This window comes from Bradyrhizobium sp. ORS 86, assembly GCF_045571475.1.
In the GTDB taxonomy this organism is placed as follows: Bacteria; Pseudomonadota; Alphaproteobacteria; order Rhizobiales; family Xanthobacteraceae; genus Bradyrhizobium.
On the sequence record NZ_CP120699.1, the window covers coordinates 1,381,271 to 1,404,915 of the forward strand.

20 protein-coding genes and 2 pseudogenes are annotated in these 23,645 nt (G+C 60.4%); 10 read left to right on the top strand and 12 right to left on the bottom strand.

Going from position 1 to position 23,645, the window contains the following annotated elements:
- Positions 1–207: 207 nt before the first annotated feature.
- On the top strand, positions 208–3,366 hold the full coding sequence (locus P6U25_RS06365; RefSeq protein ID WP_407152440.1) for a CheR family methyltransferase: 3,159 nt from the start codon (positions 208–210) through the stop codon (positions 3,364–3,366).
- Between the two features lie 17 nt (positions 3,367–3,383).
- A complete protein-coding gene (locus P6U25_RS06370) occupies positions 3,384–4,118 on the top strand; it encodes a Crp/Fnr family transcriptional regulator (RefSeq protein ID WP_407152441.1) in 735 nt (244 codons plus the stop codon).
- Positions 4,119–5,200: 1,082 nt separating this feature from the next.
- Here the strand turns inward: P6U25_RS06370 and P6U25_RS06375 are convergent.
- A complete protein-coding gene (locus tag P6U25_RS06375; RefSeq protein WP_407150630.1) occupies positions 5,201–5,422 on the bottom strand; it encodes a hypothetical protein in 222 nt (73 codons plus the stop codon).
- 272 nt (positions 5,423–5,694) lie between these two features.
- Here P6U25_RS06375 and P6U25_RS06380 point away from each other — a divergent pair, with 272 nt between their 5' ends.
- On the top strand, positions 5,695–5,886 hold the full coding sequence (locus P6U25_RS06380) for a hypothetical protein (protein ID WP_407150631.1): 192 nt from the start codon (positions 5,695–5,697) through the stop codon (positions 5,884–5,886).
- 419 nt (positions 5,887–6,305) lie between these two features.
- Here P6U25_RS06380 and P6U25_RS06385 read toward each other — a convergent pair whose 3' ends face one another.
- The 4 genes and pseudogenes from P6U25_RS06385 to P6U25_RS06400 form a co-directional block, all read right to left on the bottom strand.
- The gene (locus tag P6U25_RS06385) at positions 6,306–6,497 is read right to left on the bottom strand and encodes a hypothetical protein (RefSeq protein WP_407150633.1); all 192 of its coding nucleotides are present in this window, start codon (positions 6,495–6,497) and stop codon (positions 6,306–6,308) included.
- A gap of 244 nt (positions 6,498–6,741) precedes the next feature.
- On the bottom strand, positions 6,742–6,864 hold the full coding sequence (locus P6U25_RS06390) for a hypothetical protein (RefSeq protein ID WP_407150634.1): 123 nt from the start codon (positions 6,862–6,864) through the stop codon (positions 6,742–6,744).
- Positions 6,865–7,425: 561 nt separating this feature from the next.
- Positions 7,426–7,632 (bottom strand): annotated as a pseudogene (locus P6U25_RS06395) (SOS response-associated peptidase); the annotation flags it as partial.
- A gap of 619 nt (positions 7,633–8,251) precedes the next feature.
- A pseudogene (locus tag P6U25_RS06400) lies at positions 8,252–8,506 on the bottom strand (transcriptional regulator); the annotation flags it as partial.
- Between the two features lie 111 nt (positions 8,507–8,617).
- On the opposite strand from P6U25_RS06400, the gene P6U25_RS06405 reads away from it, so the two are divergent.
- On the top strand, positions 8,618–9,223 hold the full coding sequence (locus tag P6U25_RS06405; RefSeq protein ID WP_407150635.1) for a Bug family tripartite tricarboxylate transporter substrate binding protein: 606 nt from the start codon (positions 8,618–8,620) through the stop codon (positions 9,221–9,223).
- A 74-nt stretch (positions 9,224–9,297) separates the two neighbouring features.
- Here P6U25_RS06405 and P6U25_RS06410 read toward each other — a convergent pair whose 3' ends face one another.
- The 6 genes from P6U25_RS06410 to P6U25_RS06435 form a co-directional block, all read right to left on the bottom strand.
- Entirely contained in the window at positions 9,298–9,423 is a 126-nt protein-coding gene (locus P6U25_RS06410; RefSeq protein WP_407150637.1) for a hypothetical protein, read from the bottom strand.
- A 24-nt stretch (positions 9,424–9,447) separates the two neighbouring features.
- Positions 9,448–9,816 (bottom strand): nucleotidyl transferase AbiEii/AbiGii toxin family protein, encoded by a 369-nt coding sequence (locus P6U25_RS06415; RefSeq protein ID WP_407150638.1) that lies wholly within the window; start codon positions 9,814–9,816, stop codon positions 9,448–9,450.
- Positions 9,809–10,453 (bottom strand): type IV toxin-antitoxin system AbiEi family antitoxin domain-containing protein, encoded by a 645-nt coding sequence (locus P6U25_RS06420; protein WP_407152442.1) that lies wholly within the window; start codon positions 10,451–10,453, stop codon positions 9,809–9,811. The genes P6U25_RS06415 and P6U25_RS06420 overlap by 8 nt, the downstream gene beginning before the upstream one ends.
- Positions 10,454–10,954: 501 nt before the next feature.
- Positions 10,955–11,992 (bottom strand): Cj0069 family protein, encoded by a 1,038-nt coding sequence (locus P6U25_RS06425; protein ID WP_407150639.1) that lies wholly within the window; start codon positions 11,990–11,992, stop codon positions 10,955–10,957.
- Between the two features lie 105 nt (positions 11,993–12,097).
- Positions 12,098–12,376: a hypothetical protein gene (locus P6U25_RS06430; protein WP_407150640.1), complete on the bottom strand. Its 279-nt coding sequence runs from the start codon at positions 12,374–12,376 to the stop codon at positions 12,098–12,100.
- A 1,620-nt stretch (positions 12,377–13,996) separates the two neighbouring features.
- Positions 13,997–14,389 carry a VOC family protein gene (locus P6U25_RS06435; protein ID WP_407150642.1) on the bottom strand — a complete coding sequence of 131 codons (393 nt, stop codon included), beginning with the start codon at positions 14,387–14,389 and terminating at the stop codon, positions 13,997–13,999.
- Positions 14,390–14,848: 459 nt separating this feature from the next.
- Here P6U25_RS06435 and P6U25_RS06440 point away from each other — a divergent pair, with 459 nt between their 5' ends.
- Positions 14,849–16,240: an MmgE/PrpD family protein gene (locus tag P6U25_RS06440; RefSeq protein ID WP_407150643.1), complete on the top strand. Its 1,392-nt coding sequence runs from the start codon at positions 14,849–14,851 to the stop codon at positions 16,238–16,240.
- 13 nt (positions 16,241–16,253) lie between these two features.
- Positions 16,254–17,075 (top strand): phosphosulfolactate synthase, encoded by an 822-nt coding sequence (locus P6U25_RS06445; RefSeq protein ID WP_407150645.1) that lies wholly within the window; start codon positions 16,254–16,256, stop codon positions 17,073–17,075.
- Positions 17,076–17,106: 31 nt separating this feature from the next.
- Here the strand turns inward: P6U25_RS06445 and P6U25_RS06450 are convergent, their stop codons facing one another.
- Positions 17,107–17,835: a uracil-DNA glycosylase gene (locus P6U25_RS06450; protein WP_407150646.1), complete on the bottom strand. Its 729-nt coding sequence runs from the start codon at positions 17,833–17,835 to the stop codon at positions 17,107–17,109.
- A 19-nt stretch (positions 17,836–17,854) separates the two neighbouring features.
- Between P6U25_RS06450 and P6U25_RS06455 the strand changes: the two genes are divergently transcribed.
- The 4 genes from P6U25_RS06455 (at position 17,855) to P6U25_RS06470 (ending at position 23,543) form a co-directional block, all read left to right on the top strand.
- Positions 17,855–18,349 carry a DNA polymerase ligase N-terminal domain-containing protein gene (locus P6U25_RS06455; RefSeq protein WP_407150648.1) on the top strand — a complete coding sequence of 165 codons (495 nt, stop codon included), beginning with the start codon at positions 17,855–17,857 and terminating at the stop codon, positions 18,347–18,349.
- A gap of 10 nt (positions 18,350–18,359) precedes the next feature.
- Positions 18,360–19,253: a non-homologous end-joining DNA ligase gene (gene ligD / locus P6U25_RS06460; protein WP_407150649.1), complete on the top strand. Its 894-nt coding sequence runs from the start codon at positions 18,360–18,362 to the stop codon at positions 19,251–19,253.
- Positions 19,254–19,288: 35 nt separating this feature from the next.
- A complete protein-coding gene (locus P6U25_RS06465) occupies positions 19,289–20,722 on the top strand; it encodes an NAD-dependent succinate-semialdehyde dehydrogenase (protein ID WP_407150650.1) in 1,434 nt (477 codons plus the stop codon).
- 478 nt (positions 20,723–21,200) lie between these two features.
- On the top strand, positions 21,201–23,543 hold the full coding sequence (locus P6U25_RS06470) for an FdhF/YdeP family oxidoreductase (protein ID WP_407150651.1): 2,343 nt from the start codon (positions 21,201–21,203) through the stop codon (positions 23,541–23,543).
- Positions 23,544–23,645 lie beyond the last annotated feature (102 nt).

The window sequence follows — 23,645 nt, forward strand, 5'->3', positions numbered from 1 at the left end:
GCCGCAGCGCTCTGCATTCAGATCCCGATTCGAACACCGGATCGGTCGAACCGGTGCTTTCCGGCGCGCATGACAGCCGACGGCTGGGACGGAGACCCCGGGGGCAACGCCCGATTGTCGCTCATTTCCATTGGGATAGCGCTAAGTTCTGTTATCAGAAGTAGACGCGGGCGATATGCCCACAGGAGAATGAAAGCCGCTGCAATCATGGATGACGTCGGCCAAACACAGACCGAAGATGGGTCCAGGGCGCCGCTGATCGTGGGTGTGGGCGCCTCGGCCGGCGCCCTCGACAGCATCGAGCGGTTCTTCTCGAAGCTGAAGCTCAGTCTTGATCAGGCCGTCGTGCTGGTGATGCAGTACAGGAACGCCGTGGACGACGCGCGGTTGCGTGACGTTCTGCAACGGGACGGTGCGGAGCTGTCCGAAATCAAGGACGGTGAGGTCCCCCGGGGCGGCGTGATCCATCTCTGCCCGCCAGACATGATCGCGACGATTCACGGCGACCGCTTCGTGGTGAGGCCCGCCGAGCCGGCGCATGGCGAGCGGGCGACCATCGACAGTTTTCTGGTGTCGTTGGCGGAAGACCGCGCGGAGCAGTCGATCGGCGTCGTGCTGGCCGGCACCGGCGGCGATGGTACGCTTGGCGTGGCGACCCTGAAGGATCACGGCGGCCTTGCGATTGCTGAACGCACCACCGACGCCCCGCCCGATCTGCACGAGGAAGGCAATTCGGCGGTCGCGATCGCCGATTTCGTGCTGCCCGCCGAGGAGATTCCGGAACATATCGAGGTCTATGCCCGCCACCTGCACCGACTTGACGAGAAGCACGGCTTCGACGAGGTCCTTGCGGCCGCGGCGACTTCGCTGGCCCGCATCGCGGACATCCTTCGCAACAGGACTGGCAACGATTTCCACGGCTACAAGCAGAACACATTCCTGCGGCGCGTCCAGCGCCGCATGCTGGTGGTCCAGATCGACGAGATCTCCGCCTATGTCGACTTTCTCAGGAACGATAAGGACGAGGCGCAGAACCTCTTCAACGACCTGCTGATCGGAGTGACCGAATTCTTTCGCGACAAGAAGGAATTCGACGTGCTCGAAAGGCAGGTCATCCCGGAGATTTTCGAAGGAAAGGAAGCCGGCCAGCAGGTGCGCGTCTGGGTGCTCGGTTGCGCCACCGGCGAGGAGGCCTATTCGATCGGCATCCTGCTGCGCGAACACATGGCTGGTCTCGATTCGGCGCCCCAGGTACAGATCTTCGCGACCGACATCGACGGACGTGCGCTCGCCGCGGCGCGGGTCGGACGCTATCGCACTAGTATCGAGAACGACATGTCTCCGGAGCGGCTCGCACGCTGGTTCGTACGCGAAGGCGACACCTATTGTGTCGTGAAGGAGCTGCGTGAGATGTGCATCTTTTCGCAGCACAACATCATCAAGGACGCGCCGTTCTCCAAGCTCGATCTGATCTCGTGCCGCAATCTTCTAATCTACCTCAACGCCGAGCTGCAGAATCGCGTGATCCCGCTGTTCCATTTCGCCCTGTTGCCGGACCGGTACCTTTTTCTGGGAAATTCCGAGAATGTCACCCGGCATCCGAAGCTGTTTACGCCGGTCGATCGCCGAGCACGCATTTTCAGAAAGCTCGAGACCGGAACGCGGCTGCCGCCGGAATTCCCCCTCACGACGGCGGCCGGGCGGGCCGCGGTCGAGGTACCGCCCGTCCGGGTCCACGGTTCCGAGGTCGGCCTCGAGCGCCGCGCCCAGCGCATCGCCGAGCGCTATGCGCCGGCCTATGTGATCACCGACGACAACTTCCACATTCTGCATTTCTCCGGCCGGACCGGCCGCTACATCGAGCCGACGGCGGGCACCGCGACACTGGACCTGTTGCAACTGGTGCACCGCGATCTCAGGCTCGAGCTGCGCACCGCGCTCGGACGCGCGGCGGAAACCAATGAGACGGCGCACGCCGAGCAGGTGCAGCTCGGAGTCAACGGGCATCGCGTGCTGGTCGACATCACGATAGAGCCGATACAGGACGGTCCGGCCAGCCGGCGCAATTTCGTCGTCCTGTTCAAGGACGGTCCGGTCCGCGCAGTCGAGCCCGCCGAGCACAACCCCAATGTCCGGATCAGGACCGAGCATGTCGAGCGGCTTGAGAGCGAGCTGCGCGCCACCCGTGACCGGCTGCAGGCCACGATCGAGGAGCTCGAAAGCACCAACGAGGAATTGAAGTCCTCCAACGAGGAATACCAGTCGCTTAATGAGGAGCTGCAATCCGCCAACGAGGAGCTCGAGACCTCGCGAGAGGAATTGCAGTCGGTCAACGAGGAGCTGACCACCGTCAATGGCGAGCTGGCGCACCGTGTCCAGGAGTTGACCCGCGCCACCAGCGACCTGAAGAACTTTCTCGAGAGCACGCAGATCGCGACCGTCTTCCTGGACAACGACCTGAAGGTGATGAACTTCACGCCCGCGATCACCCAGCTGCTGCATCTGGTCGAAACCGATGTCGGACGCCCGGTCGCGCATATCAAGGCGCGTATCCCGATCGAGGAGCTCTATGACGATGTGCGGCGCGTGCTGCGTACGCTCGCCAGCGCCGAGCGCGAGCTGAGCGCGCCGGACAGCGGCACCCGCTACATCGTGCGTATCCTGCCGTATCGAAGCATCGACAACTTCATCGCAGGCGTCGTGATCACCTTCATCGACGTGACCGCGATCACGCGGGCGGAGGAGCGGCAACGACTGCTGCTCTCCGAACTACAGCACCGGGTCCGCAACATGCTCGGCATCGTGCGGTCGATCGCTCGCCGGTCGGCCAAAACCAGCTCGAGTGTCGAGGAGTATTCTTCGCATCTCGACGGTCGTCTCAACGCGCTTGCGCGAACTCAGTCGATGGTGACGCGCGACCCGGAAGGAGGAGTCGATCTCGAATTTCTCGTGGTCGAGGAACTGCTTGCCTACGACGCCCAGGAAGGCAAGCAACTTCAGGTCTCCGGACCGCCGGTGCGCTTGCAGGCCAAGGCGGCCGAGACCTTTGCGCTGGCGATCCACGAACTTGCGACCAATGCATTGAAGTATGGAGCGTTGAGCCAGACGACAGGCCGCATCGACGTATCTTGGCGCTTCGACGACGGTGCCGATCCGCAACAGCTAGTATTCGAGTGGCGCGAGCGAGGTGGACCTTCTATTTCACCGCCTCAGCGCAAGGGATTTGGCACGGAGTTGCTGGAGCGCACGCTGTCATTCGAATTTTACGGCAAGACCACGCTGGCGTTCGATCCGTCGGGACTTCACGCCATGATCGCGATCCCGATGAGCGCGCGGGTCATCCATACGCAGAGCATGGGGAGCTAGTGCGCCCCTTGCCGCAAATGATCGAGGGAAATCTCGCACAGCCGGTGATCCGGCGTCTCGATGCCTTGCGGCAATTGTCCGAGCAGGGTGTCGCGCTGTTGCAACGCGCGATCCGGGAGGGCGTGCGGCGAGCAGGCCCCGGCGAGGACCTGATCAACGAGGGCGACGCCGTCGACAGTGTCCGGATCATCCTGTCGGGCTGGCTCTACCGCTACAAGACGCTGCAGGACGGCCGCCGCCAGATCGTCGGCTTCATCTTGCCGGGCGACACCTGCGATACTTGCGTCTACCTGCTGTCGGTGATGGATCACACCATCGGCACGCTGACACCGGTTATCTATGCCGAGGTCAAGCGCGATGCGTTCGAAGCGCTGTTGGCGGGCGACCGTTCGCTGGCCGAAGCCCTGTGGTGTGAAACCATGGTCAACAGCGCGGTTCAGCGCGAATGGACGGTCAATGTCGGGCGGCGCCTGGCCCTTGAGCGGGTGGCGCATCTCTTGTGCGAGATCCACGAGCGGTTGCATTCGGTTGGAATGATCAATGACAATTCCTGCGCATTCCCGGTGACGCAGACTGATCTGGCCGATGCCACGGGCTTGTCAGTGGTCCACGTCAACAGGACCCTACAGGAACTGCGCAGCGCGGGCCTCATCGTGCTGCGCGAACGGACGCTCACGATCAACGACCTCGGGGCCTTGCAGGATATCGCGTTGTTTTCGTCCGATTATCTCCACAGCAAGCGGCGCGGGTAGAGGACGCCGGTCGCTGGCCGATGGAACCCGACTGCCTGGCGACGTGCTAGCCCCTCCAGCGGGACTGCGCTCAGTAGCTTCGCCAACAGCCGTGCGGCCGAAGAAGCGGGTAAGCCGTGCGCATGAACGAGGTCGACCGCTGCTCCGCGCCCGCCGTGCCTTTTCAGGAACCAGCGCATTCGCCCGTAGACCGCGTAGGGATCTCCTCGAATCGCTGCTCGATAACGGCGAATTGATCACCGAGCAAGATTACCGCGTAAACATAGGAACACGGCGCGCCGATCCTCAATGCGGTCGAACTTGATCAGGCTGAGAATCTTCCGCACGATTCGCAATGAAAGGTCGGGCGCAGCAGCGCTTGTCCGATCGTGCTTCCGGCGTGCCGCGAATTGAATTGCGGTTCCGAAACATGTTCGACAAGCCCGCGATGAGTAGCATTACTCTTTCCAATGACAATGGTTCGCCAAAGGGCTTCTTGCAGTAGCGTCGGTGCCGGCATCAGGAGTGAATTGCTGGGCTCGACGGTCCAATAGAGGCGCGCGCTGAGACGAGCGACGAGCTGCGAACGGCCTCCGGATAGCGCGCAACCAGAGCTCGCATCAAAGCATTCTTTTGTAAATTATCTCCTTATGTCGAGACAAGGCAGATTTCAGGTGGATCTGCACTCGCCTCTTGACAGTCTAAAGTCGAAGAGCCAATGCGCGAAGCATCATCCCTCCCTTGACATATCTTAGTTCACGCTGAGGTTCGCACAGTCTGGACGGTCTTCTCCAGGTTTAGGGGCAACGGCAAGCCCAGAACCAGCGGCAAGCCAACTGTATCAGCGCAATGAGGTTCCAGATAGATTTGCTAATTTCCCGAATAGCGACTGCGCCTAAAGAGCGAGATGCCGTCACCTAGGCGGCACTACAAGGCCAATATTAGAAGGGCGAATGACGCGATGAGGGTTGCCGTACTGACGGCCACCACGACCAAAGCTCTTTCGCTGTAGGCTTGTAGTTCTTCGTTGTCCATCGCAGCGAAACGCCGGTTCGCGCATGCTGTTCCTGTCAGAAATCATTCTATGCGCTGGTGAGACGGCCCTATCGCAGAGCGATCCGGACTATGGCCGCTTCCGCGATCTCTTTTGCCGACCTCGTATCAGTCGCGCTGACCTCGATGACCTTACGAGCAAGCATCTCGCAAAGCGGATCGTTACGATCAACCAAGCCCAATGAGCGCAAAGCTTGGTCGAAGGCATTGTTCAACAACTCGCTTTCGGCCGACGTGTATTTTCCAGTTTTCAACAAGAGACCGATTGGCATTGGAGATGCCTCCGCCGGACCCGTAGGTTCCAGCGTTATCATGGAACTTCGACCAGCTATGTGTCATAGGATAATACCAAACGCCCTATCAACATTTGAATGACACGAGAGGTCGAACGCGGAGAGCGACCGGGTGCGACTGCGGGCTGCAGTGACGCTCCAAATCGGGCCGCGCAAATAGGAACGAGTCCCTACAGCAATGTTTTGCGGCAGCCTGTCGAGGTTACCTTTAATTCTAGCCTTTCCAACTGCCATCAGGCGTGATGCCAACAATGGACGAGGGGCTGAAACGCTACGTGGCCTTCGCAGTCGACGCTGCGGGCGTAGCGCGCGCGACCTACGAATTTAACAGCCTGGACGATACGGAGGCGCGCAAGCGAGCCGAAACATATTTGGCGACCCACGATATCATCGAGCTTTGGCGCGATCACAGGCGCATCGCTCGCCTTCAGCGCGCAACTTAGCTGTGAAACGGGACATAGCACTGATCGTGCTCTGGTTGCCCGCACTGTATGCCGCGCCTTGGGTCGGACCTGCCACGAGCCGCGCCTCGGCTGGTGCCCCACGGGAGCACGAGTTCGCAGCCCGCTTCAGTGTCCATCGCCTGCCGATGCAGGAACACCGCCCAGATCTTTCCGTTGACCGCTTTGACTTGCTGGAGAGCCCTCCATGCACGACTACTTTCGCAATGCCGAGCTTTGGTTAGCTGCGGTGGTCGGCTGGACACCGGCGATTCTGATCGCCGCCCTGATGATCGTATCGCTGCTCCAACCGCAGTTTCCCGGCTGACACATCTAACGCTCCCTCTTACGGCTCGGTCTTCCGTCTGGTCCTCTCATGAGGGATGATGTTTAGCTTCCGGTGACGGTTACTGCAGCGCCTTTCAATGCGTGGTAGGGGCCGGTATTGTGCCGATCACTCGCGCCTGTTCGTCATAGATTGTGACGCGACGCCCGGTCTCTGAAGCAATCTTCTTGGCCGCCCTCATGGCGACATCCTCATCTGCGTATTCAAGGACAATAATGCTGCCTTTTCCCGAAAACGCAGCGGGGTTCGACACGTCCAGAATGATCATTGGGGGATTTCGTCAGCACTTCGATTGGATCTCCTAACCTAGGGTTCCTGATCCAGCCCGCATTCAAATAGGTTAAAGCTTGAACAACTTGCTGCGAGGCGCATGCCGTCCGTCTTCTTCGCCCTCTCGCTTGGCTGGCACATCGTCATAGCTGTCGAGTTGATATGACTGCTGGTCTGCTCACGCTCAGAAAATAGCCGCGCCATCCTCCTTCGACGCGCCACGCGCAGCGATCTTTGGCAGGTCATCCGGCAAACGATCGCTGCAGCGCCTTGGCTTCATCCCATGTCGCGCGCATCCCTGCGTCGCACTCTTCATCGGTAGTCAGGATCACCGGCATCGCTTTGGAGTAGATCGGCTCGGCCACAGCGTTGCCAGTGGTTGTCGGGGATGCAGCACGGAGATCGGCTTGGCGAATTTCGGATCCCTCGATTAACTGAGTAGGAACGCCATAAACGGGAACGCATTCGCTTTCGTGAGCGACGGGTGCAGCATGTGATTGTAGAGCGGACACTTAAACGAGCGAAGCTTATAGTGCCCCGCGACGGAAGCGAGGTTTACGGGGCTTCCGCTCAGTGGCGCAGGCGCTGCAAACCGGAGACAGGCCTCCCAAGGGGTGAACGGGTGCCTCATCGGGCGGTCCAACATGGAATTGACTCAAGTCATCGGCAACATCGTAGTCCTACGGTCGCGCGGAGGTAGACCGAGCCCGCTAATCTGGCACTCTTTGCGCTTCACCAGTCAGGTCCGGGCATGGCTACGTCAGACCTTGAACGTTACCGCCGGAAAGCCGCCGAATGCGAAGATGAGGCGACCGAGGCCACGAGTGCGAGCGCAAGAGAAGCCTGGCTGCAGGCCGCCGAGGAGTGGAGAAAACTCGCAAAAGAAGCCGAGGAGAAAACACGCCGGTCCTAGCCCACCAGCTTGCCTCCTTGTCAGCGCCGCGCAGCACGACCTTGAACATGTCATCGGGCAGGGGCCGCTGCAGCGCTTTGGCATCATCCCATGGCGCGCGCATCCACACGTCACGCTCCTCATCGGTCGTCAGATCACCGGCATCGCCTTGGCATGAATCGGCTCGACGACTGCATTTTGTCAGGAAGCCATAGACCAGATGCGGCCCCGGGATCGGCTTCACCCGCTCCCGTTTGCATGGTTGTGCGCATTGAGGAGAGCGCCCGCAAAAACAGGTCATAGGCATCAAGGTTGTTGGGGCGCTCTCTTCGAACGCGACTGATCTCGATTTTGCGTAAGTTCGGCTCGAGGGCACCAACCAGACTCATGGCGATCGCACCTTGGACCTCAAAGATATCGTCAAAACGACGATCATAGCGTTCTGCCCACAAAGCGACGCCCGTTTCAGATTCCACCAACCGTGCCGTGATCCGTATGCGGTTATCGGCCTTCCGCACGCTTCCCTGAACGAGATAGCGGCACCCGAGCTTCCGCCCGATACTCGCCAGGTCGCCAGAGCCTGCCTCGAACAGCAAGCTCGATGTTGCGCCGACCACAGATAACCCGGTGATCCGCGAAAGCCCTGTGATGATGTCCTCCACAATACCGTCCGCAAAGTAATCCTGGCTGGAATCGCCACTGAGGTTGACAAACCGGAGGACGGCAACCGAGGTACCACGCGCCGGTATCCCTCCAGAGCCTGGATACACCGGCACGTCAGAGCTGCTATCGATGCCGACCAGGCGATAGCCTCTTCCGGGGACCGTGACGACGTAGCTGTGACCGTCGCCTCCGCGTTCAAGCGCCTTGCGCAAAGCGGACACGTGCACTTGGATCGCATTCTCTTCCACCACGCGTCCGAGCCAGACTTTTTCCATCAAGCGATCCTTGCTGACCACTTCGCCTGGAACCAAAGCCAATTCGCACAGGATATCGAGTGCCCGGCTCGAGAGCTTGACGGGCTCTCCCGAACAGGTCAGCTGCCGATCGATGAGGTCCAGCGCAAAACTTCCAAATCGAACGGCTTCTCGGTTTAGTTTCGGACTGGTTGTCATGCTTCTTCAGAACTCTTCAGACTCTGAAACAAGGACCTTAGGCGTGTCCGTCTCCTAGTGTCCATCGAATTTGATAAGCCGCCGTGTCGGCGAGGACGAGGAGACGCCATCATGCGCACCACGAACTTGGCTCTGGGAATCCTGACAACAATCGCTCTATCGTTCACCGCATTGCCCGGTAACGCCCAGTCCTGGCCCAGCCAGGTCGTGAAGATCGTCACTCCATTCCCAGCCGGCAGCGGGGGCGATGTAACGGCGCGTCCGTTCGCCGACAAGCTGGCTAAGCGATGGGGCAGGCCCGTCATTGTCGAGAATCGTCCCGGGGCCGACGGCATCATCGTCGTCTCTACCGTGCTCAATTCCAGCGATGGGCATACCCTCCTCTATACGAACGGAGGGCCCCTCACGAGCAACTTGGTCTCGCACAAGGGTAGCCTTCCTTATGATCCCAACGATCTTCTGCCGATCTCGGCCGCAGCTGAAGTCTACGTCGCAATTGGCGTCCCTGCCTCGCTGGCAATGAACTCGATGTCTGATTTTGTCACGCAGGCGCGCTCAAAGAACGGCCAATTCAACTGGAGCGGAACTCCAGGCAGCCTGGACTATCTCGTGCCGGGCTTTTTGAGGCGCGCGGGCCTCGACCTCCAGCACGTTCCATACAAGGAGGTGAGTCTGGCAATGCAAGACCTCTCGCAAAATCGGCTCCACTGTACGTAGCTGGTCTCGCAACCCAGTTGCCGATGGCGCAAGCCGGCGGCATCAGGATCATCGCCGTTACGAACAGTCAGCGATCAACCACCATCAGATTTCGCCGGAAAATCCAACTGAACCGGTAAGTCCACCTCCTGAAGACCCGGCTCAACGGAATCGCCAAAGGCGATATCAATCACGATCCGAACTTTGGCACTATCGATCATTGCGTTAGCCGTAATGCGTAGCCGCTATATTCGATTTCTTCGCGGATACGATCGACCTTCACGCTGTCGGACGACGCCATCGTTAAAGGAGACGGCGCAGACCTCCTGGAAGATGCGCACCATTTCTTCTTGATCGTCATTGCCGACGGCCAAAAAGTCCAAATCTCTTGTCGAGCGTAGCGGATCTTCGAACCACTTCGTAAGCAGCATCGCTCCTTTCAGAATGAAACGGTCGTGATGCTTGGTTTGACTCAGCCGATAAAGAAGTCGCTCGAGAACGTAATTGTTGAGCAGCAGATCGAATGGCTGGCGACGCTGCTTTGAGAGATTGAGCAACCGCGCCCGAACCGACGCGCCCATGTTCTTGATTGGAGGTTTTGGCTTCTTAGGCATTGGCGGTCATCGCCTCAAGATACGGCTGAACGACCTTCCAGATACCAGCTTCATTTGCGTATCGGGCGATCTCGGCAGGGGTTGCTTTGCGCTGTCGCAGTGCTTCTCTGAGACCCTCGAGCGCGAGATTGAGGCCGGGACTCTTTTGATAGCGCTTTCCGGCGCTCCGGCGATAGCGAAACAGGTCGACTACTGTTTTGGCGGGATTGTAGATGCGTACCCGCACACCTTCGATCTCTTGCTCTGTAATGCCAGAGGTCAGAACCTTCTCTCCGAAACGCACAAATTGGAGGGGAGGGGTTTGGGTTCGCGGCCGCCGATCCTTTGCGCCTATGGCCATCCAAACCCGCGATGGGATCGTATCGGTTAGTCCGTGAAAGGCGAGCGCGGAGGTGAGGCAGATAACGCCTTTCGGGACGAGCTTGGCGGCTTCAGCCAGCGCATGATGGGTATCGAACGAGGCATCTGGGAGTTGATATAGTCCCCTGCTGAGTTGAAGGACGAGCCCCTTCTCCTTCATTCGTGACACGGTTGCCGCCGTAACGCCCGCCTCCTTGAATTCAGAAAGCCGAACCATGCCCCGCTTTTTCAGCAGAGTTAGAGCGCGGTCTTGCTGCGTCTCAGAGGCTGATTGCATTGAGTATGAATGATATAAAATGTCGGGTTTGTCAATATTTTTACCGACGTTTTGTATCACAATCGGAATGACCAAAATTCGCTACCGTCGATGGAAACTTGGCTCACCCAGATCGAGCCTGCAGAGGCGGTAAGTAAGAGCACTCCGCGCGGCAGTTACGGCCGTCTCTACGACAGTGGCGCCAAACATGCGCCGCCTTTCGAATCTCCGCGAGTTCGGGCACTTTGGGGTTCGTGGTTTTTCAACGTGCGTCTCTAAGAGCGTAAGAACTGAACCCGCCAGGAGCTCAAGAACTGGCTCATGCGAAGGACTGGATAAGATATCGGAGGCTCGGCTGGTGTGGGGAAAGGCGGTAGCGCTCCCCCGCTACCAATCGTACGATTCTGCGCGCCAAACTACGATTTCCCGCGATTTTGCGCTCTTCGTGGTAGCAGGTTGGAACTCGCTCGCGCGATTGTGCTGGCCGCGAAGGCGTTGGAAGCCTCGGTGGCTGTTGCCGCCTCAGAGCTTCGATTGCAGCTTATCGACAACTCGGCGGGCGATCTCGGCCGGTGCCTCATCGGGGATCGGGAAGACCGAACTGACGTTGATCTCGCCGAGCACGTAAGTGTCGGTCCCGTCGGAACGGGGTGGACCGAACATGAAGTCCGCGTCCCAGATCATCGGGAGATCGCTGCTCGGGATATCGAGCAAGGATGTCAACTGTGGCGTCCACTCATCTTCCATCAACCGACGCAGGCCCTGAAAGCGCGGGTCGGTCTTGCCGACATAGAGCCGCGGTCCGGCCTCGGCGCGCGCGGTCGGTTCGTCAACCAGGGCCTTGACCTTATGGTGGCCGAAGCCGGCGCAGCGATCGCCCGCCATATAGCAGCGCACCACCCCTTCGCTCAAGCGCGGCTGGAACGGCTGATCGATCACAGAGCCGTCGTCGAAATATTCGACGCACCGCTCGAGAAACTCATCCAGAGCGACGTCCTCCGATTCTTCCTTGGTGGCATCAAGCACGCGTACCATCAGCCGGTCGGGTGGACGTGTCAGCGCCTCGACCTTCCAGACACCCCGGCCGCCATTACCGCGGTTGCGCTTGATCACGCGCGAGCTAGCGGCGAGGCGCAAGGGCAATTCCGCCCTCATCTGCTCGGGCGTTCGGTAGAGGGCCGTGTCACAGCCCCAACTCATCGTGCGAGTGCGATGGAGCACCTCCTTGGTGCCCATTTTGAGGATGACGTCGGGATGGGCGCTCACCCAGACGCCGCGCGCCGCGATCTCGCGCAGCAGCGCGTCGAGATTGGCGCGGTTGCGACCGTCGTGAATCGGATTGACCCAGACGAGTACGCCATCAAATGTGGCGAGCTGCGTGCGAACAGCGTCGAGGACATCGTCCTCATAGACCACCGGTGCGGCATCAACGCCGACATCGGCGAGCGCCGCGAACACGGCGCTGAACCGGCTGGTCTCTGGCGAGGCAGTGCGGCGCGCCGATTCGTCCCCGCGCCAGAGGATTGCGATGCGGCCTAAGCGAGCTGTGGGTTCAAACATGGAAACGGCTCCGGGTTCGTTGATCCCTATGATTGCGTGTTCATTTATGTACAGCACCGGTATCGGGCGGCCCGCAGAGTGGGATCGATTGCAGCGATTAGACGATCAGGACCGCGCCGAAGCTAACAGCAGCACCAACACGATCTTGCGGAAGACACCCTCGCCGATGTGGCCGAACAACTTGAAGCCACGGTCATCAAGCTGGCGGTCTGCAGGGGAGCAAGGATGTAGAGCCAGATTGATGGATGCGGCGATCAGGCCGAATGCAAATCCGGACATGCCGGCAACGAGCGCACCGGCGAAGGTCGCAACAATGAAGAGCGGAAGTTCAAGAGACGTCCCATCCATGTGTTCGCTCCATAACAAAGCGAACAGCGCTTGCATGGGATGGCCCACTTGACGGGGAGGCTGCTGTGTCCCCAGAGGCACACTAGTCCGAGCGCCGAAAAAGCTCAATTGACGTTCTCAATAACAGCCCTGGTTTCCGCGCGCTGGACGAAGGACCCATTGGTGATCGTCGCGGTCCACTCGCTTTGAGCCTGCGGCATCAACGTTGTGGCCTCCACGTACTGCCGCACGCAGGACTGTACCGGAACGAGCGTAAAAATCCCGAACCGAAGCTCAGGCAAGCCGTTAGCGTTTCATCCGAATGGAGGAGGAACGTAATGCGTAGTGTCGTAGTAACAATGGCAATGCTGCTGTCCTGTGGTCTCGTTCCAGCCTTCGCCGAAGGAGCGGGAAGGATTGACCAAACCCAGACGGCTCCGGTGCAGCCGGATCAGTCCCCTCAACAAGCCGAGCAATCACGTGCACATGAGCGGGCACGTGGAGAGGATATGCAATTAGGCCGTGACTGGAAGGCACATGAGAGCGACGCCAATCGCACAGGGCGCGTCGACAACACTGATGGGGACCATCAGACGGTAGGTCGGGACTGGCGAGTGCATCCGGACGAGAAGCACTGAGATCATTTCTTCTGCAGCGATTCTCCGGCCACTAAATTGGTCTGCGATCGTGGACAGTTGCGGAGAGGGCTTTTGCGTCGCAAGAACGCGGTTGCGCTTCACAGTTAGGCAACAACGCGCTTGCGGAACCTGATTTCAGATTGACGGGTTCGGCGCCTTTGGCGCTCCCCGTCGCCGGGGATTGCGGTCTCCCCACGAGGCGACATGCCCAAGAATCGCGTCCGGCCTTTGAAGGGACACTGCGTGCCTGCTCTGATTCCATTATCGGCCGTTCAACGCGCTCGCTTGATCCGCGGGTGGAGGCGACATGCGCTTAATCCACCCGACCACCGAAGTCGGACTGCGCGCTGTAATCGCCTTGCTGGCTGATCACGGGGATGAGCATCGAACCCGTGTCCCCTGAGCATCGTCGGCGCGCCGCCCGAGCAATTTGAGTCTTGGCGCGGGAGACAAGTCGATGTCGGGCGGTCGTCGACGATTCGGAGACTTTCGGTGGTACGACCGTCCAACGATCTGACGCGGATCGCGTCGCTCAAGTCGCGCTCGCCATCTGCGCTCCAGTGTTGGCGATCAATGCAAGAGCACGGATGCACTTCAAGCTGATCGATGAATCAACGCCGAGCGCCGGGATTGCTTTACGGGTCATTGCTCCGGACAATTACGATCTTGTGCGCGTCGGCGGAGACGACCAGCGCATCTCTCTATTTTGTGTCGCTCGCGGGGGGTACCGCCGGACGCGCCCGAGGCGATCGTCGCGGCCGTGCTCGACTTCTGGCAAAGGCTGGCAGTGACCTAAGCTGCGGCCCGTGATCGCCACAGCATCGTTTCATTCTGGGTCCGGCTGTTCCGTCTGCCAAGGCGTCGACGCTCAGCCTGCCCGACGTGATAACCGATCCCGGCGCGCACCCGCCCGTGTCGCTGTATGAAGGCACACTCCGATCGTATCGAAGATGATCGGATCGTTCAGGATCCCGTACCGTAGCAGAAAGTTGCAGATCGCTCACACCGTCTGCGGCCCGGCTCCTTCGAGGTCATGCGCCTACGGATTCCAGCCACCACTGCCGTATGGACGTGTGATGATTTCGAGCAGATGTCCGTTCAGGTCTTCGAAATAAAGGCCGCGTCCGCCATCGTGATCGTTGATCTCGCCTGGATGTCGCTGCGCGGGATCAGCCCAGTAGGTCAGTTTCCGCTTGCGAATCCGATCCAGGATCGCGTCGAACTCGGTATCGCCAACCAGGAAGGCGTAGTGCTGGCGCGCGAGCTCACCTTTGCTGTCCATATAGTCGAGATTGGCGCCGTTGTCGGTCTTGACGATGTAGAAGGGTCCCCAGCGCCGCGGCTCCGGCAGCCCCAGCATCTCAGCAAGGAAATCGGCCGACGACTTGCTGTCGCGAGCTGACAAAATCGTGTGATTGAAGTCGATCGCCATGTTCAGGTCCCTGCAACACCACGAGGAGGTTGAAGAAGAACGAGGGAGTCACGGACCAAGTTCCTGCTCGAACGTGCGGGCACACGAAGGACAACTACTTCCCGCAATCGGAACGAACGAAATGGCGCGACGTTCGGCCGAAGGCGGAAGGAGCGAGGAGGCCGGAATCAGCAGAGCGCACTCGGCTGCCGCACCCGCCTCTCGCTCCCGCGTTGCAACTGTTTTCATGCTGTTACGTTGATCCTGCGTCCCAGGCGAGGTGGCCCAAGGGACACGCTTCGCTGCTGATGATACGATCGTTTCGATCGATGGTGTGACCACTCCCATTTCGCCACGAAGCTGTCTCCCTCCGCGCGCCGGGCTGACCGGCACTGGAAGCTTGCCAGCACACGGCCGGCTTGGCGCCGGCGGCCGCGGCATGCTGATCCGGCAGCAGATCGAGACAAGGAGTCCGCGGTCGTGACCGAGGTTCAGGAACTTGCCAGATTTGTGGAACGTGTTCGTCTGAAGGATTTGGGCGAGCAGGCGCTGGAGCAGCTCAAGATTCGCGTCCTCGACACGATCGGGGTGGCCATTGGGGCACTGAGTTCGCCGCCCATCGCGGCGATTCGCGGCCTGGTGGCCGACCTGGGCGGTTGTCCGTGCTCCACGCTCATCGGTGGCGGCCGCACCGCGCCGGATCGCGCCGCATTCTACAACGGTGCTCTCAGCCGTTACCTTGATTTCATGGACAGCTACATCGCTGCCGGCGAAACCTGCCATCCATCCGACAATCTCAGTGCAGTGCTGGCCACGGCCGAGATGCGGGGCGCAGACGGCGCCGACCTGCTTACTGCGCTCGCCGTCGCCTACCAGGTCCACATCCGATTAAGCGATGTCGCCCCAGTTCGTGACAAGGGCTTTGATCACACCACACAAGGAGCATACGCAGCCGCTGCGGGTGCGGCCAAGGCACTTGCGTTGCCGTCCGCGCAGATCGCGCATGCGCTGGCGATCAGCGGCACTGCCAATAATGCGCTGCGCGTTACTCGCACGGGCGCACTGTCTCACTGGAAGGGACTTGCCTATCCAAATACGGCAATGTCGGCGACGCACGCCGCATTGCTCGCGAGCCGCGGGATCGCTGGGCCCGAAGCTGTGTTCGAGGGTACCAAGGGATTCAAAGAGGTGATCAGCGGCCCCTTCGAAATCGACTGGCGACAAGAGGATCTGGAAGGCGTGCGCCATACGATCGTGAAGCGGCACAATGCCGAAATCCACGCCCAATCTGCGCTCGATGCCGCGCTCGACATTCGAGCGCGCCCCGGTTTCGACGCGGCCGCTGTCTCCGCAATACGGCTCAGGACATTCGCAGTAGCCCATCGAATCATCGGCGGCGGCGAGGAGGGTGACAAGCGAACAGTGCGAACCAAGGAAGACGCCGATCACAGTCTGCCCTACATGCTGGCAGTCGCATTGATTGATGGTGAGGTGCAGCCGCAGCAATACACACCCGAACGAATTGCCGCTGAGGATGTCCAGACGTTGCTGCGGAAAGCAACGGTGACGCCAGATCCTCGGCTCTCGGCGCAGTTCCCGGAGCGGCTCCCAGCCGATCTCGAGATCGAACAACGAGACGAAACTGTGTTTCGTGCCCAGCGCGACGATTATCATGGCTTCCATACCAAGCCGTTCGATTGGGCGATGGCACGCCACAAGTTCGATCGCATCACGTCGGCCTTCACAACGGCATCCGAACGCGACGCGCTTGCCGAGGTGATCGCGACGCTGGAGAAGCGCCCGGTCGCCGCCCTCACGTCGTTGCTCGGCGACATCTCGGTTCCGCCCATAGAGGCGCGAACACATTTCTGAGGAGGACGAAGCCATGGCAGAAACCGCGTTTTCCTTCATTCCCCGGGCGGCGCGTTCGGCCAAGCCGCGCCGGATCGGAATCACCGAAATCCGGGGTCCTTACTATAGCGCCTATGGTCCCCGCCATCTGGCCGATATCCTGGAAACGGTCGGCACCGCGGTCGACGGCCTCAAATATGCAGGCGGCTCGTTTGCGCTGATGCCACCCGACGTGGTCAGGTCGATCAACAAGCTGGCACACGATCATGACGTCTACGTCTCGACAGGGGGCTGGATCGAAAACGTCGTGCGTTTCGGTGTCGGGGCGATCGATCGCTATATCGCCGAGGCCAAGGCGCTCGGCTTTGACGTGATCGAGATTTCCACGGGCTTTATCAGCCTCCCGACAGATGGTCTGTTGCGGTTGGTACAGAAGGTTAAAAAAGCCGGGCTGAAGGCGAAGCCGGAACTCGGCATTCAGTTCGGCGCCGGCGGTAGCACGTCGACCGAGGAGCTCGCAGCCGAGGGTACCAAGGATGTCGGCTGGCTGATCGCGCAGGCTGAGCGCGCGCTCGATGCAGGAGCCGACATCATCATGATCGAAAGTGAAGGCATCACGGAAAACGTCGATACCTGGCGCACTGATGTGGTCGCCCGCATTATCAATCAGCTTGGGCTTGAAAAGGTGATGTTCGAAGGCGCTGACCCGCCGGTGTTCGAATGGTACGTCAAGAACTACGGAAACGAGGTCAATCTGTTCGTTGACCACAGCCAGATCGTGCAGCTCGAAGCACTGCGCTCGGGCATCTGGGGTACCAAGAGCACCTGGGGTCGAATCCAGAACTTGCCTGATTGAGTGGTCGGCGGCGGCATGACCGTCGAGATCTTCAAGCGCGATCCGGATCCGAATGAGCCGCGGAGTCTTGCCAAGCTCGACGTAGGTCGGCGACCGCCCGATGCCAGACATCGCTATTACGTCCACCGAAGCGGCGGACATAGGCTGGGTGGAACGTGATGCGGAGCACGTGACCGTTAAATTGGCGCTTCGTCCGTCGCGTCACGCTGATCGACTGCGACTCGCCAAACAAGCGGGACGCCGTGCTGCCAAGCGCAACGATCACGCTAGGCTTGGAACGTCGGATGTCGTTCAGAACGGCCTTGCCATAGTGATCGACCTCCGGGATGGTTGGACTGCGATTGCGTGGCTTCCGGTCTTTGGAATACGCGATTGGTCGGAATGGGATGGCGTTCGCAAAGCGCACCTGCTTGGGGTCGATCCCGGCCTCGTCCAGCATCTCACGCAATGCCTTGCCGGCCGGACCGACAAATGGCCTGCCCTGCTCGGCTTCCTCGGCACCGGGTGCCTCGCCGACCACATAGAGCCGGGGTCGCCGGAAACGGCCTTCAGGCGCGACGCGACGATGATCGAGATGTGTGTTGGCGACGCTGGTCCTGGCCATCGGTTCCTGCATCAAGCCTGCAAGGCGATGTTCCGCCTGAATCAACTGCGGCCGCGTCGGGGATTTCCAAAAAGCGACGCGCGCTCCGGTTGGCAATCGTGCGTTGGAACCGGCGCTCAGCGACGCGAGTTTTGATCGATGAGCTAGTCCCGCCAAGGAGAGATCGGGGTTGCGGATGTCGCTGACCGCCTATCGCAGGAAGCGAAATTTTCGGACGACGCCGGAGCCGCGCGCGCGTGCGCATCGGCGAAGCACGGAGTTGATTTTCGTCGTCCAGAAGCATCGAGCGTCGCATCTGCACCACGACTTTCGCCTGGAGCTGGATCGCGTCCTCAAGAGCTGGGCTGTGCCCAAGGGGCCGCCCCGAAGACCGGCGGACAAGCGCCTCGCCGTGCAGGTTGAGGACCATCCGTATGCATACAAGGACTTCGAGGGGCGAATACCGGAAGGCGAGTATGGCGCCGGGCTGGTGAAAAAATGGGACGACGGCATTTACGCGGCCGAGGGAACGACCGGCGCAGCGGAGAGTGAGCGGGCCATGCGAGCGGGACTGCGGCGGGGCCGCGCAAGTTTCGTTCTCAAAGGAGGCAAGCTTCGAGGCGTGTATTCGCTGGTGCGATTGAAACGCCCGAAGCAATGGCTGCTGATCAAGACGCATGCGAAAAGGTGATCTTAAGCCAATGCTTGCGACTCTCATCGACGCGCCATTCGATGACAAGGAATGGGTCTTCGAGACGAAGTGGGATGGCTTTCGGCTCGTCGCAAAAACCGGAGGGGGCGCCGGCTCGCTCTACTCGCGCAGCGGTACCGATGTAACCAGGCGTTATGCCGCAATTGCCGAAGCGCTCGACGTCATCAAGCGCAAAGCGGTGATTGACGGCGAACTGGTGGCGCTCGACGCGGAGGGGCGATCGCGGTTCCAGTTGCTGCAGAACGCTCTGAAAGGCAAGGCCCGTCTCCGCTATTACGTGTTCGATCTGCTTTTCCTGGATGGCCGGGACCTGCGTCAGAAGTCATTGCTTGAGCGCAAGGACCGTTTGCACAGCATTCTTGGGCGGCACTCACTGGTTCGCTTTAGCGGGTACAGGAGAGGGAGCGGCAAGGCGGCGTTCAACACGGCGCGACGTGCGGGCGAGGAAGGGATTATCGCGAAGCGCGCAGCAAGTCTCTATCACTCAGGCAAGCGCACGAACGAATGGCTCAAGATCAAGGCCGGTCATGAACAGGAAGCCATCATTGTCGGATTCACCGAACCGCGCGGGAGCCGCGAACATTTTGGCTCGCTGGTGCTCGGCGTGTACGACCGGGGCAAGCTTGTCTACGTCGGCCACAGCGGTGGGGGTTTCTCCCGAGAAATGCTCGCGACGCTGCATGCACGCATGATGAAGTTGAGGACAGACAACAGGCCGTTTACGGACATTCCGCACGAAGACCGGACAACCTGGATCAGGCCGCGGCTCGTATGTCAGGTCAAGTTCACCGAATGGACCGACGAGGGCGAGATGCGTCACCCCGTGTTTCTGGGCATGCGGACCGACAAGCCCGCGCGGCAAGTCAGGAGAGAGCGAGCATGAAGTCGGTGGGCAAGGCAAAGACATAGGAGCGTGACATGGCCAAGACAAAGACGCTGGAAGCAGCCGCGGCTCATTCATTCCAGACCATCAACCCGGCAACCGGCAAAAATGGCCCCGTCTATCAAGGGCACACCGTTGATCAAGCGATGTCGATAGCGGCCGAGGTGCATCGGGCGCAAGTCGATTGGCGGCGAGCTGCCGTCGGCGTGCGCTCGGAGGCGATGAAGCGCGCGGCGCAGGTCATTCGCAGGAATCGCGAACGCTATGCCAGAATGATGACGGACGAGATGGGGAAGACCGTTACTGACGGTTTGGCTGAACTCGAGAAGTGCGCCTTGTGTTGCGAATTCTTTGCGGAACATGCCGAAGAATTCTTGCGGCCGATCCCGCAGGATATGAGCGCTAACCATACCGGGCCCAAGCCTCCGCCGCGCGCTTTCGTGACGTTCAATCCGCTCGGCGTCATCCTTGCAGTGATGCCGTGGAATTTTCCCTTCTGGCAGGTGATACGATTCGCGGCTCCGCACTTGATGGCCGGAAATGCCGGTGTTCTCAAACACGCTTCCAATGTGCCGGGCTGTGCGCTTGCGCTTGAGGAGATCTTTCGAGAAGCCGGATTTCCGAGCAACATCTTCAGAACAGTGCTGCTGTCGTCGAAGGACCTCAAGCCTTTGATCGAGGACCCGCATATCGCCGCTGTTACGCTGACCGGCAGCGTCGCAGCCGGCAAGTCTGTCGCCGCGGCTGCGGGCGCCGTCATGAAGAAGGGAGTATTCGAACTCGGCGGATCAGATGGTTACATCGTCCTGGAGGATGCGGATCCGGTTGCCGCCGCGAAGATCTGCGCGCGCGGACGGATGGTCAATAGCGGCCAGAGCTGCATTGCGGCCAAGCGGTTTGTCGTGGTTGAGAGCATACGGGAAGCGTTCGAGCGCGCATTTGTCGAAGAGATGCGTCTCTATGTCATGGGAGACCCGAACGATCCGAAGACCAAACTAGGACCGATGGAAAGCGTGCGCTCGCGCGATCAGATCGCGAGTCAGGTCAGTCAGAGCGTGAAGCATGGCGCCAAGATTCTTCTCGGCGGCGAGGTGCCGAAGCAACCCGGCGCGTGGTATCCGGCCACGGTTCTCTCAAATGTGCGGCCGGGGCAGCCCGCGCATGATGAAGAGGTGTTCGGACCGGTCGCCGCCGTCATTTCCGCCAAGGACGAGGCGAATGCGATCAACATCGTCAATGACAGTCGTTTTGGCCTTGGATCGGCTGTGATAACCGGTGATACCGGTCGAGGAGAGCGTATCGCGGCGGAGGAGCTCGATGCCGGCGCCTCCTTTGTGAACGATAACGTTCGTTCAGACCCGCGGCTGGCGTTCGGCGGCGTCAAGAATAGCGGCTACGGGCGGGAGTTGTCCGCATTCGGCATCCGCGAATTCTGCAATATCAAAACGGTGCTGATCGAATCACTGTAGCTTTCAGCGCCCGCACGCGCGATTGGCCAGCCTGCGGTCAGGCACTCGCACGCACACGAGGTTCTGCTGGCGGAACCCAGCGACACGGTTGTTCCGTAGAACCATACCACGTTCATTGAATCTGAGAAATGAATCCCCTCAGGTTAAATTCGTGGTCCGCCATACGTCTGTCAATTCCTCCGAGTTTGTCATTCCTCAATTGTAAGCCACGCTGATCGCCGTTCGGCTTGTCCGGCTCCACCGTCGAATAGGAACGAACGGGTCCAGCGACGGTTGACGAGCGTCGCGATCCCCACGACGCCTCTGGGGCCGGTGCTCCATCCGCGACCCCTCATCATCAGGGGCCGCCAGCGTGGGAATCGCGAGACCCATCGGCTTACGCCGTCAAAGCACGGCCTGCAGCATAAGTGATGCGCTGCGTGGCGCGTCAAGCCGTTACAGCGCCGTCATTTTATCTTGCATTCGACGAGGAACGACGATGGCGATCAGGCGGAAACTGAGTAGCATTCTTCAAGTCGAGCCCTATGAGGGGCCGTCGGGAGGGTGGGGATCGGTGCGTTCGCTGGCGAGGAGCCTCACCCGTGAGCATGTGCCGTTGAGGGGCAGCCGCGTGCTGCTTAGCCAAAACAAGACCGGCGGCTTTATGTGCGTGAGCTGCGCCTGGGCAAAGCCTGCCGATCCTCGCGTCTTCGAGTTCTGCGAAAACGGCGCCAAGGCGACGACGTGGGAGATCACGCACAAGCGCGTCACGCCTGAGTTCTTCGCTGAAAGAACGGTCACCGAGCTTGAAAGCTGGGACGATCACGAGCTCGAAGCCGCTGGCCGGTTGACCCATCCCATGCGCTGGGACGCCACGATCGACAAATATGTTCCGGTAAGTTGGGAAGAGGCGTTTTCCGAAATCGGACGGGAGTTGCAGGCGCTTCAGCCGGAGCCGAACCGTGCCGTGTTCTACACCTCCGGCCGCGCTTCGCTGGAAGCTGCGTTCATGTACGGTCTGCTTGCGCGCGCCTACGGCACCAACAATCTTCCCGACAGCTCCAACATGTGTCACGAGACGAGCTCGGTCGCGCTGCCTGAAAGCATCGGCGTGCCGGTCGGGACTTGTACGCTTGACGACTTCGAGAAGACCGACTGCATCTTCTTCTTTGGACAGAATGTCGGCACGTCCAGCCCGCGCATGTTGCACCAACTGCAGGAAGCGGCGCGCCGCGGTGTGCCGATCGTCACGTTCAATCCGCTGCGGGAGCGCGGGCTCGAGCAGTTCGTCAATCCGCAGGCACCCGGCGAGATGCTGGCGGATATGCCGACCCGCATCAGTTCGCAGTATCATCAGATCAAGAGCGGCGGCGATACCGCGGCGATGATGGGAATCGCGAAGGCACTGCTCGCGCGCGAAGCGCGGGCTGATCGAGGCGCTCACGTGATCGATTGGGCCTTTGTCCGCGAGCATACGCACGGCTGGGACGAGTTTGCTTCGTCGGTCAATCGCTGCGAATGGTCCGAGATCGAGCAGCGATCGGGATTAAGTCGGGATGCGCTGGAGGTTGCCGCTGCGGTCTACGCGCAGGCGAAATCCGCCATGTTCATCTACGGCATGGGCTTGACGCAGCACGAGCGAGGCGTCGAAACCGTGCAGACCGTGGTCGATCTGGCGCTGATGCGGGGCAATATCGGCAGGCCCGGCGCCGGCATCTGCCCGGTGCGCGGCCACTCCAACGTGCAGGGGCAGCGGACGGTCGGCATCACGGAAAAGCCGGAGATGGTGCCGGCAGACAAGATCAAGGAGCTGTTCGGAATCGACGTGCCCGAAGGCAAGGGCCTGACGACGGTCGAAGCTTGCGCGAAAATCATTGATGGTTCGGTGCGTGCGATGGTTCTGCTTGGCGGCAACCTCGTGCGCTCCGTTCCGGAGCACCGCCTGGTCGAGCCAGCGTGGCGCAAGCTGCGTCTGACCGTCAACATCCTGACCAAGCTCAATCGCTCCGCGCTGGTCCACGGCGATGTCTCTTACATCTTGCCATGTCTCGGACGCATCGAGTTCGATGAGCAAGCGAGCGGGCGACAGGCGGTGTCCATGGAGGATTCCACCGGTTGCATGCACGGATCGCGGGGGCAAGTGCCGGCCGCCAGCGCACACCTGTTGTCCGAACCGAAGATCATCGCGGAATTGGCTAAGGCCGCGGCGCCGGGTCGCTCGACCATTCCCTGGGACGATTGGGTTGCGGACTATAGCCGGATACGCGATGCGATTGCGGCGACGTATCCCGACATCTTTCACGATTTCAATGCGCGGCTTTGGCAACCGGGCGGCTTTCACCGCCCGCTCGGCGCACGTCATCGGCAGTGGAAGACGGCCACCGGCAAAGCGAACTTCATCGTGCCGTCCTCACTGGCGAGCGATCCTGGCGCGGAAGCGCGCGATCAAGATGTGGTGCAACTCATCACACTGCGCAGCAACGGTCAGTTCAACACGACGATTTACAGCTACGACGATCGCTTTCGTGGCATCTATGGGTCGCGTCGCGTCGTGTTGATGCACCGCAATGACATCAATCGGCTCGCACTGGCCGAGGGGAGCATGGTGACGCTGTCGACAGCGGTCGACGATGGCGTAGCGCGGGAGGTCCAGGGGCTGCGTGTGGTCGCCTACAATATCCCGGAAGGGTGCGCGGCCGGTTATTATCCTGAGTGCAATCCGCTGCTGCCGCTCTGGCATCACGAGAAGAAAGCGAAGACACCCGCCGCGAAATCGATTCCGGTGCGCGTAAGGGCAGAAGGGCCCGGCCGCCCGGCCGCTCGATCGGTCCGGCAGAGCTAATGCACGAAAACGCTGTTCTCGATGCTTGAGCGCGCTTCCGTGGCAGGCGCTCCGGGCCAGATCGTAACGGCTCGTCGCGAGAGCTCCGAGGTTACGCACGAG

What these genes read in the sequence shown, in the direction of transcription:
- P6U25_RS06430 (WP_407150640.1), bottom strand. Translation starts at nt 12,376, where the DNA reads ATGCAAGCGCTGTTCGCTTTGTTATGGAGCGAACACATGGATGGGACG.
- P6U25_RS06375 (WP_407150630.1), bottom strand. Translation starts at nt 5,422, where the DNA reads ATGCCAATCGGTCTCTTGTTGAAAACTGGAAAATACACGTCGGCCGAA.
- P6U25_RS06425 (WP_407150639.1), bottom strand. Translation starts at nt 11,992, where the DNA reads ATGTTTGAACCCACAGCTCGCTTAGGCCGCATCGCAATCCTCTGGCGC.
- P6U25_RS06370 (WP_407152441.1), top strand. Translation starts at nt 3,384, where the DNA reads ATGATCGAGGGAAATCTCGCACAGCCGGTGATCCGGCGTCTCGATGCC.
- P6U25_RS06435 (WP_407150642.1), bottom strand. Translation starts at nt 14,389, where the DNA reads ATGGCGATCGACTTCAATCACACGATTTTGTCAGCTCGCGACAGCAAG.
- P6U25_RS06465 (WP_407150650.1), top strand. Translation starts at nt 19,289, where the DNA reads ATGGCCAAGACAAAGACGCTGGAAGCAGCCGCGGCTCATTCATTCCAG.
- P6U25_RS06445 (WP_407150645.1), top strand. Translation starts at nt 16,254, where the DNA reads ATGGCAGAAACCGCGTTTTCCTTCATTCCCCGGGCGGCGCGTTCGGCC.
- P6U25_RS06415 (WP_407150638.1), bottom strand. Translation starts at nt 9,816, where the DNA reads ATGCCTAAGAAGCCAAAACCTCCAATCAAGAACATGGGCGCGTCGGTT.
- P6U25_RS06385 (WP_407150633.1), bottom strand. Translation starts at nt 6,497, where the DNA reads ATGATCATTCTGGACGTGTCGAACCCCGCTGCGTTTTCGGGAAAAGGC.
- P6U25_RS06455 (WP_407150648.1), top strand. Translation starts at nt 17,855, where the DNA reads ATGTCGCTGACCGCCTATCGCAGGAAGCGAAATTTTCGGACGACGCCG.
- P6U25_RS06380 (WP_407150631.1), top strand. Translation starts at nt 5,695, where the DNA reads ATGGACGAGGGGCTGAAACGCTACGTGGCCTTCGCAGTCGACGCTGCG.
- P6U25_RS06470 (WP_407150651.1), top strand. Translation starts at nt 21,201, where the DNA reads ATGGCGATCAGGCGGAAACTGAGTAGCATTCTTCAAGTCGAGCCCTAT.
- P6U25_RS06410 (WP_407150637.1), bottom strand. Translation starts at nt 9,423, where the DNA reads ATGATCGATAGTGCCAAAGTTCGGATCGTGATTGATATCGCCTTTGGC.
- P6U25_RS06420 (WP_407152442.1), bottom strand. Translation starts at nt 10,453, where the DNA reads ATGCAATCAGCCTCTGAGACGCAGCAAGACCGCGCTCTAACTCTGCTG.
- ligD (WP_407150649.1), top strand. Translation starts at nt 18,360, where the DNA reads ATGCTTGCGACTCTCATCGACGCGCCATTCGATGACAAGGAATGGGTC.
- P6U25_RS06365 (WP_407152440.1), top strand. Translation starts at nt 208, where the DNA reads ATGGATGACGTCGGCCAAACACAGACCGAAGATGGGTCCAGGGCGCCG.
- P6U25_RS06405 (WP_407150635.1), top strand. Translation starts at nt 8,618, where the DNA reads ATGCGCACCACGAACTTGGCTCTGGGAATCCTGACAACAATCGCTCTA.